Annotated in this window: 15 protein-coding genes; 4 read left to right on the top strand and 11 right to left on the bottom strand. The window is 45.5% G+C overall.

All coding sequences use genetic code 11. The features are described 5' to 3' along the window. Positions 1-190 precede the first annotated feature (190 nt). From L5M18_RS13365 to L5M18_RS13355, 3 genes are all read right to left on the bottom strand, one after another. Complete coding sequence (locus tag L5M18_RS13365) at positions 191-1,480, bottom strand: NCS2 family permease (protein ID WP_263197273.1); 1,290 nt, start codon at positions 1,478-1,480, stop codon at positions 191-193. 240 nt (positions 1,481-1,720) lie between these two features. Further along, the gene (locus tag L5M18_RS13360; RefSeq protein ID WP_263197270.1) at positions 1,721-2,059 is read right to left on the bottom strand and encodes a carbon starvation protein CstA; all 339 of its coding nucleotides are present in this window, start codon (positions 2,057-2,059) and stop codon (positions 1,721-1,723) included. Between the two features lie 25 nt (positions 2,060-2,084). Further along, positions 2,085-2,411 (bottom strand): winged helix-turn-helix domain-containing protein, encoded by a 327-nt coding sequence (locus L5M18_RS13355; protein WP_028761704.1) that lies wholly within the window; start codon positions 2,409-2,411, stop codon positions 2,085-2,087. Positions 2,412-2,618: 207 nt separating this feature from the next. Here L5M18_RS13355 and L5M18_RS13350 point away from each other — a divergent pair, with 207 nt between their 5' ends. Together L5M18_RS13350 and L5M18_RS13345 are read left to right on the top strand one after the other, a co-directional pair. After that, the gene (locus tag L5M18_RS13350) at positions 2,619-3,170 is read left to right on the top strand and encodes a DUF924 family protein (protein ID WP_263197268.1); all 552 of its coding nucleotides are present in this window, start codon (positions 2,619-2,621) and stop codon (positions 3,168-3,170) included. A gap of 151 nt (positions 3,171-3,321) precedes the next feature. Continuing rightward, a complete protein-coding gene (locus L5M18_RS13345; RefSeq protein WP_173243155.1) occupies positions 3,322-4,179 on the top strand; it encodes a substrate-binding periplasmic protein in 858 nt (285 codons plus the stop codon). Positions 4,180-4,194: 15 nt separating this feature from the next. On the opposite strand, the gene L5M18_RS13340 is transcribed toward L5M18_RS13345, so the two are convergent. The 3 genes from L5M18_RS13340 to L5M18_RS13330 all read right to left on the bottom strand — a co-directional run bounded on the left by L5M18_RS13340 (position 4,195) and on the right by L5M18_RS13330 (position 5,727). Beyond that, positions 4,195-4,632, bottom strand: a complete 438-nt coding sequence (locus L5M18_RS13340; RefSeq protein WP_028761701.1) for a universal stress protein — start codon at positions 4,630-4,632, stop codon at positions 4,195-4,197. Positions 4,633-4,803: 171 nt separating this feature from the next. Further along, a complete protein-coding gene (locus L5M18_RS13335) occupies positions 4,804-5,235 on the bottom strand; it encodes a universal stress protein (RefSeq protein ID WP_028761700.1) in 432 nt (143 codons plus the stop codon). 108 nt (positions 5,236-5,343) lie between these two features. Beyond that, on the bottom strand, positions 5,344-5,727 hold the full coding sequence (locus L5M18_RS13330; protein ID WP_263197266.1) for an STAS/SEC14 domain-containing protein: 384 nt from the start codon (positions 5,725-5,727) through the stop codon (positions 5,344-5,346). Positions 5,728-5,953: 226 nt separating this feature from the next. Here L5M18_RS13330 and L5M18_RS13325 point away from each other — a divergent pair, with 226 nt between their 5' ends. Together L5M18_RS13325 and L5M18_RS13320 are read left to right on the top strand one after the other, a co-directional pair. Then, on the top strand, positions 5,954-7,378 hold the full coding sequence (locus L5M18_RS13325) for a coniferyl aldehyde dehydrogenase (protein ID WP_028761698.1): 1,425 nt from the start codon (positions 5,954-5,956) through the stop codon (positions 7,376-7,378). A 17-nt stretch (positions 7,379-7,395) separates the two neighbouring features. Further along, complete coding sequence (locus tag L5M18_RS13320; protein ID WP_198571794.1) at positions 7,396-8,001, top strand: TetR/AcrR family transcriptional regulator; 606 nt, start codon at positions 7,396-7,398, stop codon at positions 7,999-8,001. Positions 8,002-8,148: 147 nt separating this feature from the next. Here L5M18_RS13320 and L5M18_RS13315 read toward each other — a convergent pair whose 3' ends face one another. The 5 genes from L5M18_RS13315 to L5M18_RS13295 all read right to left on the bottom strand — a co-directional run bounded on the left by L5M18_RS13315 (position 8,149) and on the right by L5M18_RS13295 (position 13,308). Further along, a complete protein-coding gene (locus tag L5M18_RS13315) occupies positions 8,149-8,955 on the bottom strand; it encodes a CsgG/HfaB family protein (RefSeq protein WP_105251644.1) in 807 nt (268 codons plus the stop codon). After that, positions 8,955-9,350, bottom strand: coding sequence for a curli assembly protein CsgF (locus L5M18_RS13310; protein WP_131523187.1), 396 nt, complete (start codon positions 9,348-9,350; stop codon positions 8,955-8,957). Before L5M18_RS13310 ends, L5M18_RS13315 begins: the two co-directional genes overlap by 1 nt. Before the next feature lie 10 nt (positions 9,351-9,360). After that, a complete protein-coding gene (locus L5M18_RS13305; protein WP_131523186.1) occupies positions 9,361-9,771 on the bottom strand; it encodes a curli production assembly/transport protein CsgE in 411 nt (136 codons plus the stop codon). Between the two features lie 298 nt (positions 9,772-10,069). Next, on the bottom strand, positions 10,070-11,758 hold the full coding sequence (locus L5M18_RS13300; protein WP_263197262.1) for a sensor histidine kinase: 1,689 nt from the start codon (positions 11,756-11,758) through the stop codon (positions 10,070-10,072). 71 nt (positions 11,759-11,829) lie between these two features. Next, entirely contained in the window at positions 11,830-13,308 is a 1,479-nt protein-coding gene (locus tag L5M18_RS13295; protein ID WP_263197260.1) for a sigma-54-dependent transcriptional regulator, read from the bottom strand. Positions 13,309-13,333: the final 25 nt, after the last annotated feature.

Below are 13,333 nucleotides of genomic sequence, written 5' to 3'. Positions count from 1 at the left end.
AACAAAATAACCGAACAATCCTTATACCTAATCCGCTGAGTAATTGGTAGCAAGGAGTTATTAACTCGAGATAAATTTTCGTTTTTGCTTAGAATCGCGCATTAAAAAGGGCCATCGATTAGATGGCCCTCAAAAATGTAAACAATCTACGTTGCGAGTTTTTACTGTGCAGGTGAATTAATCGACAGCATCAACCATAGACAAACTTAGCTACGAACAATGCGGCTAATACTAAAATGCCCACATTAAGATCGCTAAAGCGACCTGTGAGTAATTTGATTGCTGCATATGAGATGATCCCAAAGGCAATGCCCGTCGCGATAGAAAACGTTAGCGGCATTAATATACACACAACCACCACAGGCGCGGCTTCAGTCAAATCTTCCCATTCGACATGCACCAGTCCCGACATCATCAAAATCGCTACATAAAACAGTGTACCCGCCGTCGCATACGCTGGGATCATGCCCGCCAATGGCGACAGGAATAACGCAGCAATAAAGAGTAATCCCACGACAACTGCCGTCAAACCAGTACGACCACCCGCGCTCACACCCGCCGTACTTTCGATATAACTTGTTGTCGTCGATGTACCAAAAGCCGCGCCCGCAATGGTCGCTAAACTGTCGGCAGTTAAGGCACGGTTTAATCGCGGTAAACGGCCCTTCTCATCGAGGAAACCACCGCGCTGCGCAACCGCAACTAAAGTGCCAGAGGTATCGAAAAGATCGACGAATAAGAAGGCAAACACCACAGATAACATGCTGACTTCAAAGACTTGGGATAAATCCATCTTCAAAAAGGTTGGCATGATCGACGGCGGCATAGACACAATGCCGTGATACTGCACATCGCCAAACACTAATCCCAGCCCTGTGATAATCAAGATACTTAGGATAACCGCCGACTTCATTCCACGTTGCACCATAGCAATGATCAGGAAAAAACCTAACACAGCCATGACCGCCGGAAATGCCGTGATATCGCCTAAGGTCACTAGCGTAGCAGGACTTGCCACCACAATACCGGCGCTCTTAAGGCCAATCAGTGCAAGGAACAAACCAATACCTGCAGCAATACCGATACGTAACGACATGGGAATACTATTTACAATCCATTCTCGAATACGCACTAAGGACAAGATTAAAAAGCAAATTCCCGACAGGAACACCGCGCCTAATGCAGTCTCCCAGCTGTAACCCATTTCACCCACGACTGTGTAGGTAAAAAAGGCATTAAGTCCCATACCTGGAGCAAGCGCAATTGGATAATTCGCCATCAGCCCCATAACCAAACAGCCGACAGCCGCAGCCAAACAGGTCGCCACAAATACAGCACCATGGTCCATGCCCGCATCGGCTAACATCATTGGGTTCACAAAAATGATGTAGGCCATAGTCATAAATGTTGTCAAACCTGCGACCGCTTCCTGCTTGAGGCTCGTTTGATTTTGTTTCAGTTTGAACAGTTTTTCTAACATGGAACAAGGTTCCTTTTTATTTTAAGTATGTAGGGTATTTAGATGTGAACACTATGTAACGTGATGACATTTACAGCCGATTATAGGGAGTTTAGGCTGGTCAGGCCAGAAAATTGGCAAAGGAGTAACGAAGAGAAAATGCTCAAATATCTATACAAACGAATGCAATATCCTCAGGTGAGACTCGCGTTGAAGGTTAAACCTAAAAATGAACACATGATGAACGAGATGATTCACTCGTTAACGACCAATGCTGATTTGTAGCCATAAACAGCCTACATAAAGAGTAGCAAGAATATATACAGCAGAAATAACTAAATTCAATTTCCACAAACTCAACCAAAAACTCCCTTTAAAATAGGTACGTAGCCTTACTTCTGATTTGCATAATGTTAAAGAAGAAGGTACCAACATTAACGCAGAACAGCCAAAGGTTGGTAATACCATAAAAATCATGCCTAAACCCGCAGCCCCAGCAGAAGCTTCAGATGTTTGACCGTCAATAGATGCTAGCGTTATATATCCTAAAATGACGCCTGCGATGGCAAGAATAAAACCTAACAGTTGAAGAGTTCTCAAATTCGTCCTTGGTAACAAACAGCGTTTAAATTGACTTCTCGTAAAACCCTATCAGCTCAGCGATTTCGCTTAGATGGGTATCGACCCAAGCGCTGCTGATCGGCCCCCAGGTGACTATGCGGTAATAACCTGAATTGTTACGGCTGCCTTCCTGCACAAACTCGACTCGAATACCTATATCCTCAAAAGCTGCGATAGCATCCTGTAAAGTTCGGCGAGGCATTCCGGTTAACTTATTGAGTGATAATAGATTATGGCGGTCATCATCCATTAAATGCGCCAAATATAACTTACGCAGAAACGCCTTATTTTGCTTTGAAACCTGTTGGGATGCTGGCATTGAAAGTGACATAGGATGACCTATCTGGAAACAAAAGTAATTATCATCAAAACTACTTTATATTCAGTCAATAAGGCAATAGCCAATGCTAAATACTTACGGTTCGCGACAAGATCATCAGATAACAAATCTGCACTTAAATCAAACGAAACGACTTGTCATCCTCCCCCAACAACTGTTATTTCTAATATCACTCAACACCTATGAAGAAAGGCTAAAATGAGCCAGACAATCACAGCAGACCAAATACTGACATTTTGGTTTGAAGACATTGACCCAAAGCTCTGGTGGATTAAAGATGTTGAATTTGATACCCAGATCAAACAGCGCTTCGAAAGTGTGCTATTTCAAGCCAAACGGGGAGAGCTTTCCCATTGGCGAGTCACGCCCCAAGGCCGATTAGCGGAGATCATAGTGCTCGATCAATTCTCCCGTAATATTTACCGCGATACGCCTACCGCATTCGAAGCCGATGCGATAGCCTTAGTGCTCGCCCAAGAGGCCGTTGCCCAACGGGTCGATACCGCACTAAAATCCAAACAAGTCCCTTTTCTATTTATGCCCTATATGCACAGCGAATCGGCAACCATTCACCAAGTAGCAGTAAAACTGTTTAATCGCGAAGCTGCGATAACAAACCTAACGTTTGAACTGCGCCATAAAGCGATTATCGACAGGTTTGGCCGCTATCCACATAGAAATATTATCTTAGGCAGGGAGTCTACGGCGGAAGAAATTGCTTTTCTGACTGAGCCGGGCTCATCCTTTTGAGCTTGTCATAGGTTAAAGCGTTAATGTGTATTTGATAAATAAAGCCGTGCTGAGTTCACAGACACACTACACTTACTCAAGAAAGTCATGGAATGACTTGGCGAGTATCAAACACAGTTACAAGTGTATACCGCGGAGGTGTTGGTAACTTATGGCGCATAAACTCAATAAGCCAAATAGCTCAGTGGCTCGTCGTAACCGCTATAAATTGATGGGGTTACTCATCCTATGCGGCGCTCAGCTCGGCCAAGCGGCTGAAATTAAGATAGGCGTCAGCCTGTCTATCCCGCCCTATGTCATCCAAGCAACAAATAGCGGGATCGAACTCGAATTACTTAACCAAGCCCTCGCCGTTAAAGGCCATACAGCTTCTATCCACTACTTACCACTGGCGCGCACTTTCCATGAACTCAGGGAGGGTAAACTCGATGGCATCATCAACATCAAAGAAGGAATGATTAACAACGTTTTTTATTCAAACGTTGCGATAACCTACCAAAACTGCGCCATTAGCCTCGAGAGTAATCAATTTAACATCAATAGCATAAACGATTTAAACAACAAACAAGTCGTCGCCTTTCAACGTGCATCATCGTTACTGGGGGAAGAGTTTGCCAACATGGTTAAGACCAATAGCGGCTACCAAGAACAAGCGAGGCAAGTGCAGCAGGTTTATATGCTGATGAAGCGCAGGGCCGATGTCGTTGTGATGGATAAAAATATTTTCAAATACTACTTAAAGCAGGCCTATCTTGAGGGAAAACTCACTGAAAAAGACTTAAAACAACAGGCGATTTGCCACCAAATATTCCCACCTACAGAATACAAGTTCGCATTTCTCAGTGAACAAATTCGGGATGATTTTAATGCGGGACTCAAACAAATTACCCAAGATGGTAGCTTAGTGGCTCTGCAGGAAAAGTATCGACGCCTGATGTCATTTGACAATGAAGCCGAGGCGTCGACTAAGTTAACAGAACCTAAAATGATCAAAAATGATTCCTACTAAACTTATCCCATAGTGTTATTTCACCACCAACACAGGGCACTTAGCATACTTAACAATATCCTGTGTAACGTGGGGTTTTAAAAAGTCAGCTAAACCGCTGCTACCATGACTAGCGATAACCACCATGCCCACATCAACGGCTTCCGCTAAAATCTCATCAATAGCATCACCATGGCGCACGACTAACTTAATATTGAGCCCTTCGGTAAGGTTCTGCTGCATTTCCTGCTGCAAACTTTGCATTTTTGCATCAACGAAAGCTTTGAGTTCATTTTCCAATGTAGCGGGAATATCGACCGCAATACCATAACAATGGGCGCCACGGGCAGGGCTAGTCACATGCAACAACCGAATATCGACTTGATAAACATTTGCCATTTCAACCGCATATTTTAACGCATGGGCCGCAGTGGATGAAAAATCCGTAGGGCATAACACTTCTTGAGTACGCATAAGCTTATCCATCATTTGAGTTTTTAATTAAGCTAATTATTAAGGCCAAAATACCACTATTTTATAGCAGTTTGCTATGCTTCTTGCGTACCCATTTCAATTAATTATTCTTTATCAATCAAAAAGAAAGGACGCTATAAGCGCCCTTTGGATTTATAGAGTCAAAGCCAGTTACTTAACCACAAGCACAGGACAAGCTGCACCATTCGCCACCGCTTCTGAGACATTGGTGTGTAAAAAATGCGAAATCCCAGTTCGGCCATGGCTAGCAATTACTACCATGCCAATGTCTTTACTGTTGGCCTCTTCTAAAATTTGATAGACAGGATCGCCACGGCGGATCAAGGTAGTGATAGGAAGCTCAGTATTCAATCCATCCAATAGTGCTCGCATTTTAGTTGCCGCCGCTTCCTCCATGCTTTTAGCAAGCTCTTCAGGGGTAATAGATAGAATCATAAAGTTTTCATCACCGATCGGCTGTTCAACCACATGTAAGATTTTTAGCCCTACATGGTATAGATTAGCCATTTCAATGGCATAACTCAGTGCATGGGCCGCAGTTTCCGAAAAATCTGTGGGCCAGAGTATTTGACCTGTACGCATAATTTGTACTCCTTCTATGGCGCGAATGGATTGCTGGGTGAATCTTTACTGTGCTGCTATAACGCCCGATTTAGCGCATTGGCAGACCACAAACTTCATCTCACAACCTTAGTCTCTTAGCCAAGCAACAGCATCGCCATTATCAACAAAAAACCTTACCTCAGCAGGCGTAAACCAGTTTGCCAATTTAGCCAACACTTCCTGCAAAGTCGTCTTACCGACGATAGCTATTTTCTCGAAATGACGAATATGCTTCACCCCAAGTTTGAGATCGTCCCAAGCGGCCTGTAGTTCCAAGCCTTCCAACTCGGTGACATCTACCAAGGCGAAGATATCAGGATCTTTCACCCCAGCTAATGCAGACTCCAACACAGGCACCATCATTTCGTAGTCTTGATGAGTTAAGGTACCGATAGCTTTAAAGGTAACGAAAAAATCATCATCACCATAACGCTCAATACCAATCGAAATTCCGTTCTTTAACAATGCCATACATACTCCTTATGTAACAACCCTTGATTTAGTGTAAAAGCTAACGCCACAACAAGCCGTGATCTTGCTCAAAAATACACCAGATACCTTGCACCATCTCACTAAGCAAGCTAGGATAAACCGACTAATCAGTCGGTACTGACTTAATAAAAGACTCAATCTAGACGATTACTTAAATAAAGTACCGAATAAGACTCAGCCTACCATTTCCCTTGGAGCAACCACTATGAATATGGCCACCGAACACCTTAATACTTCGCCACTGACTCAGTTGCTCCAACGCCAACGCAGCAGTTATTTAGCGGCGCCGAATCCTAATTACGCTACGCGAGTGGAGCAATTAACTCGACTGAAGGCGGCCATACTGCAATTTCAAACACCCTTAGTCGAAGCCTTAAGCCAAGACTACGGCCATAGATCGATTGATGACAGCCTGATCTCAGACATTATGCCTGTCATCAACAACATCAATTACAGCTTGAAAAATCTCAAAAAATGGCTCAAACCCAGCGCTCGCCATGCGGGCATCTTACTCGCACCCGCCAAAGTCACAGTGCATTATCAACCTTTGGGGGTGATCGGTATTATCGTGCCGTGGAATTTCCCCGTCATGCTGTCAATTGGCCCGCTAGTGACTGCTATTGCCGCGGGTAATCATGCCATGCTCAAAATGTCAGAATTTACCCCAGCGACCAACCAAGTGATCAAACAGTTATTGGCACAAGTCTTCGATGAATCCCACGTGGCGGTTGTTGAAGGTGAGGCGGACATTGCTGCCCAATTTTCTGCCCTGCCATTCGATCATTTACTCTTTACAGGCTCGACCACAGTCGGCCGCCATGTGATGCGCGCCGCAGCGAATAACCTCACCCCTGTAACACTCGAATTGGGTGGTAAATCGCCTGTGATTATCGCCCCCGATATGCCGCTTGAGATAGCAGTAGAACGAATGATTTACGGTAAGTGTTTGAATGCCGGACAAATCTGCGTCGCCCCTGATTATGTGCTTTGCCCTAAAACCAAGGTGGATGACTTTATCGCCGCCTACCAAGCTAAGTTTAAGGCCATGTATGGCACCATTAACCACAATAAGGACTATGGCAGCATCATTAATACACGTCAGTTTGACCGCTTGATGACAGTGCTCGAAGACGCCAAAGCAAAAGGTGCCCGTGTTATTTCAGCAACTGACGAAGCCATAGATAGCCAACATCGTAAACTCGCAACTCAGTTGATAACTCACACCAGTGAAGACATGCTATTGATGCAAGAGGAAATTTTTGGCCCATTGTTACCGATTATTAGCTACGACACCTTAGATGAAGCGATTCAGTACATCAACCACAGAGCCAGACCCTTAGCGCTTTATGTGATGAGTTTCGATGAGCCAACTCAGCAAAAGATCCTCCAGCAGACCCATTCTGGCGGTGTTTGTATCAATGAAACCGTGTTTCATGTCGCCGCCGACGATGCGCCCTTTGGCGGAATAGGCCCGTCGGGCATGGGGCATTACCATGGCAAGGAAGGCTTTTTGACCTTCAGCCACGCTAAAACGGTACTCAGCCGTGGCCGATTCAACACAGGCAAATTTGTTCACCCGCCCTACGGCACTTTTATCCAGCGCATCTTAATGAAGCTATTTTTGCGCTAGTCATTGGGGGATAAATCTTGAATAAACCATCAACAACACAACCCATTAAAACCATGACAGATAAACGCCAAGCTATTCTCGATACTGCCTTAGCGCTCTTTGTCAGCCAAGGATTTCATGGCACGTCTACCGCCTCGATTGCAAAACAAGCAGGCGTAGCAACGGGCACCTTGTTCCATCACTTTCCTTCTAAGGAAGCCTTGATGGAATCTTTGTTTCTTACCATAAAACAAGAATTTGCCGATGCCTTACTATTAAACACCCATAAGGGCAGCGATCTTAAACACAATGCCCTACAACTATGGCAAAGTGCGATAGATTGGTCGCTGGATAACCCTGTCAAACAACTGTTTTTTCAGCAATATTCAATGTCGCCCATGATTGCTGCTAAGGTGCGCGATCAAGCCATGAATAGCATCTTAGGCTTTATTAGCGAACTCATTAAGCAGGGACAAATGATGGGGCTAATCGCCCATTATCCAGTGGAATTGATGCTAGAAAACTGCCACGGCCAATATCTAGCAGCAACCCGTTTCTTTATCGATAACCCGCACTTGGGGACAGATAGAACATACCGCGATGCCAGTTTTGAACTATTTTGGAAGGCCATGCAAGCGGACTAAAATAGCCAAATATCAACTGACTGCTGCAATAACTGCAATAAAAAACCGAGTCAGCTTAACTGGCTCGGTTTTCTTTTACGCTATCGCGACTAAGTGCTAAAGCAGAAGTCTGCTTTGCTCTAGCATCTAATACCGGCTTTCAGGCACCTAGCCCTGACTCAACTCTTGGGCTTTTTCTGCTGGCTGCGCCACTTGAGTTGGGCTCCAGTAACCTTGTTTGATACCCTTATCAATCAGCTCAGCGACCGCCAATTCAATGGCTTGTAATACGCAAAATTGCACTGGCTCATTGGTAGTAAAACCGACTTCAGCCTCAGCGAGTCGATTTAAACTCGTGTAACGGAACAAGCCCGCACGCATTTCTTGGGATAAAACACGTTTGCTGGTTGAGACCGACATCATGACCTTACCTGTGTGTACATCCACGGCGCGTAGATAAATGGTCACCAGATCTTCACGGTACATTTCAGAGGCGCCAATGCCGTAGTATTCGACACCGCTACCGCCTGTGCTAGTGTTGGTCTCATAACTAATCACCCCACCTTCGAGTAACAATCTGGCGGTGGATAATACGGGCACTTCATCGCCCTTAGTACCGCTCTGTTTGTTGCTGATCTTACGCTCGGTAAGCAAATTTTGTAGCCCTTCACGCTCAACGGGTGTAAACCATTTAGAGTCGAGCAAAGTCTGCATCAACATCGATGTTGCGCCCTGAGTCACCGCGGTCGAAAACGAACTCACGTTAGCCTGCGGCTTATATTGGCCAGTTTGATCGCGAAAGGAATACACGGCCACAGGGATAGGAAACTTAGGTCCAGGTTGAGTTTGCAGCCCACGCATCACCTCACTCAAGGGGTTAACCTCGGCAGCCGTGATATTTAAATCGGGTTTGGAGATCAGGCTACAGGCCGACACACTTAGCAGTAATAAACTCACTAACACTAGACGGGCCATTAGTTGACTCCTCCGAATGTCGGCATTTCAATCACAGTGACTTCACCGGTTGCAGTATTAGTAATAGTTAGCATCACGCCATTTCCCGTAGAAGCCACTTCAATCCGAAAATCACCTGTATCGTAAACACCATCGGTAATTTCACCATCAGCAACACCGCGGGTGATTGAGTTAATGATATTACGTTCTAGGGATTCTTTAAAACGGGTGACAAAGTCCTTCTCGGTCGAGGTAGATTTATTGTCATTCTGGGCTTGGGCTTTATTTAATAGAAAAGCCCCATTTTGTGGATTGCCGCCAAAACTGGGATTCACTGGCGTATAAATCAATTCAGTGGCTTGGCCACTGCTTGCCACACATAGCGTGACAAGAGCAAGTAACGTCCTGTATGTCATTATTATTATCCTAAAAGTCGTCCGATGTTCCTGAAAAATCACCTGTTATTGCATTGGCTCTGACTTGCGCTAAATAATCAATCGTAAGCAAAATCGCCTGCTCTGCGCTCTCTTTAATCGGATTTGCACGACGACCAAAATGGGTGGTGTAAATCCGAGTCCCGTTTACCTCTAAGGTTAAAACGGTTCCAGCCTGTGGAAACACTGTCTCATACAGAGTGACGTTAAAGCCTTGGGTAAAGGGCAGTTCGCGCCAATAGCTTGAGTAGTAAAAGCCAAAGTCCTTACCAAACCGAGTCAAGGTTCTATCTATTACTAAGCCACTAATTTCAATGTCGTTATCGGCAATAGTGATAGGGGAAGCCAGCAGCAGGAATGGACATAAAACGTAAGTAAGCAGACGCTGTTTTAACTGTTTCACTTATCCCTCCTTAACCTTTTTAATCGAACCTTAAAAACCGCGCTAACCTCTGTTAGAACAAGGTGAGTTTTAACGCAAATTTTCGATAAAACAGGTTAACAGGGTTAAAGATCTCCCGTCATTACGCTGGGGGGCAAATTAGCCCGAAGAGCTAAGGTAAAAAGGCAAAAATAGCCCATTTGGCTAATACGCCAAGAGGCAGTTGAGGATAGGAGTTATGCTTTAAACAAGCGGATAAGATAAGCAATAAAAATGCGACTTAAGAGTCGCATTACGGTGTTGATTCAAAACGCTAGCATTATTGTGGCAACCATAGTCGAACCAACAGGCCACCGTCACTGCGATTATGCATGCTAATACTGCCATCATGGGCTTCGATAATTTCACGGCACAAAGGTAAACCTAAGCCTGTACCCGATTGTTTTGTTGAGTAAAACGGCAGTAGCGCCTGCTCTAATACTTCACCAGACATACCTGCGCCGCGATCCTCAATCACAATACTAAAACCTCCACCATCCACTAAGGTTTGATACCGAATCGATAGAGTGACATCCTCGGGGTTTGAGCCAGATTCATGGGCGTTTTTAAGTAAATTGAGGAGCACTTGCTCCATCTGTCCTTGGTCGAAATAGCCATCGACCTCAGGTAACTCATGAGTAAGTTTAAAGGGATAATGCTGAGTTAACTGGGCAGTAAATTGCGTCCAATTCACCTGACGCCGTTGCGGGAGCGGCAACTTAGCAAAACGGGCATAGTTGAAGATAAACTGGCTTAGATGACTGGTGCGATTCTCGATAGTATCGAAAATCAGCTTAAGTTTTGGATTATCCAGATCTTTAGTCAGTAACCGCCCCGAGTTCACCATAGAGGCGATGGGCGCCACCGAGTTATTGAGTTCATGGCTAATAATGCGGATCACTTTCTTCCACACTGCCACCTCTTGACGATTGAGCTCGCGGGTCATCTGCTTGAGCAAAATCAAGTTATGCTGTTGGTTATTCAATAAAAATTGGCCGCGACTTAAATACCAAGTTTCCACATCATCTTCACCCATGGCGAAGAGTCCGTTCTTTTCATGTTTAAGCGCTAAGGCCAATACTTCGGGCAAATCCACCAGCAATTCATCTAAGCTCAAGCCTTCCATTCTGCCCTTTTTATGGAATAGGTGACGCGCCGCATCATTGGCGTAAATGAGCCGCTGATGATCGTCCAGTAACAACATCACATTGGGAGAACTTTGAATCACCTTATCCAGTAATAACTCCCGCTGATAAATGTACTGCCTTTCTTGGCGCAATTTTGCCGCCGAATGGTTAAATAACTGCGCTAAGGTTTTGAGCTGACCTTCGCCATGTTCAGGAATACTCACACTAAAGTCATTATCACTAAAATTTAGCAAGCCGACTTCGAGGGAATCTAAACTGCGGCCGAGATGTCGAGTCAACCAAGCAATACCTAAACCACAGACAGCACAAGCGAGAAGCAACACGATCAAACCTTCACCTAAGGTCAAACTCGAGACACGCTCTCCCTTAGCTATCTCAGCGGATATCGCAGGAGATACAGGTGCTTTGGGCGGTAAAATGGATAGCGGTTCTATACGTAAAGGCTCAACCACATGAGGAATAGAATTAAACAGCCCTTCTTTAAGTTGTTCTAACTTGAAGAGTTTTATTTGTAACTGCTCTTGTTTAAGTTGTTCAAGCTTTTGCAGCTCGGCCTTAATCTGCTCGGCCCTCTGGTGCGCTTGAATCGCCGCAGCCTCCTGCAATTGCTCACTATTGTTAAGGGCGAGTTCGATGGAGGCGACCGTTTTCTCAAGCTCTGCAAAATCCAGTTGCACATTCACATCAGGGATTTCAATCGTGTTAGACGTGGCAACAGACGAAGCATAGGGCGAGATATACTTCACCAAGGCAAAACTCAGCAAGACGCCAAAGGCGCAGCAAGCCATTGAAAAAATGATAATTTTAGTTCGAATTAACACTCAGATTCCTTAATCAATAGCCTTTCTCTCGCCTAGAAGCTGGGACTTGGGACCTAGCATCTGCACTTAGCCTATGACTTATCTAAACCAAACTTGTCCATCCGCCGATACAGCGCTTGGCGACTGAGTCCAAGCGCTTTTGCCACCCGAGCAATTACGCCATGATGCTGTTTTAACGCCGCTTCGATATCTTCTCGACTCACGTCTATCGCCTCATTGGCATCCGACACTTGGGCACGAACAGACTCATGATAAAATGCGGTATTTACGGGGATGGAAGCGGGCGAATAAACAGGCAGAGGATCAGACTGTCTCAAGCCAGATAGCCGCGACTCAGATACAGCTGAAACACTGGAAGCCGATTTTATGACACTCGCAACAGGTGCCAAACCAAAGTCAGCTTCAGTCAACACATGGCTTTGCGCCAACAATACGGCCCGCTTACAGGCGTTTTCAAGCTCGCGCACATTTCCCGGCCAGCGGTGCTGTAATAACGCCTGCAACGCGGGTTTACTCAAGCTAAAATCGCTGCCGATAAAATGCTGCACTAAAGGTAAAATATCATCGATGCGTTGATTGAGCGGTGGTAATGCCAGTTCAATCACGTTTAAGCGGTAAAACAAATCCTCACGGAATCGCCCTTCAGCGATATCTTGGGCCAGATCCGCATTGGTCGCACTGATCACCCGCACTTTTACTTTCTGGGTTTTATGGCTTCCTAAGCGTTCAAATTCGCCGGTTTGTAGCACCCGCAATAATTTCACTTGCCCAGACAAAGGTAAATTGCCAATTTCATCTAAAAACAGCGTGCCACCGTCTGCCGCTTCGAAACGGCCAATACGCGCTTTAGTCGCGCCAGTAAAAGCGCCCGCCTCGGCACCAAACAGCTCGGCCTCTAATAAATCCATCGGCAAAGCACCGACATTGACCTTGATGAAAGGTTTGTTTTTTAAGGGTGAATTGGCGTGGAGAATATCGGCAAGCTTGTCTTTACCCGCGCCATTGGGGCCAGTGATCAAGACCGACACATCGGAGCGCGCCAGTTGCAAGGCTAAATCAATACAACGCTGCATTGCACCGCTGCCAAAGACAATACCGCAGAGATCCGCATCGGCGATCGCCACTTGGCGTTGATGATTCACCCGCTCCAAGCGGTGGTTAGCACGGGAGAGTTTATAAAGCGCAATCAGATTAGTGATGCTATTGAGTAGCTTAGCGTCATCCCAAGGTTTGCCCATATAATCGGCGGCGCCCGCTTTGACTAATTCAACGGCGGTTTCGAGCTGAGTCCACGCCGTCATCAAAATAATCGGCAAATCCCCTTGGCGTTCGCGCAGGGCGTAAAACAGCTGCCGACCTTCCTCACCCGAGGTGGTATCTCGGGTAAAGTTCATATCTTGGATCACTAAATCCACATCTTGCGTCGTCAATAACCCAAGGGCGTCCTCTGGGCTATGGCAAATCAGCACCCGATAATCATTGAGTTCTAGCATCAAACCTAGGGCTTGGCAGATGGCATGATTGTCATCGACGATAAGGATAGTATCCATAAGTGTGAGTGTTGTCCTAAGTAAA

The organism is Shewanella sp. SM20 (assembly GCF_025654545.1).
GTDB lineage: Bacteria > Pseudomonadota > Gammaproteobacteria > Enterobacterales > Shewanellaceae > Shewanella > Shewanella oncorhynchi.
Note: the sequence above shows the minus strand (reverse complement) of the source record. Positions and strands in the feature narration are given on the sequence as shown.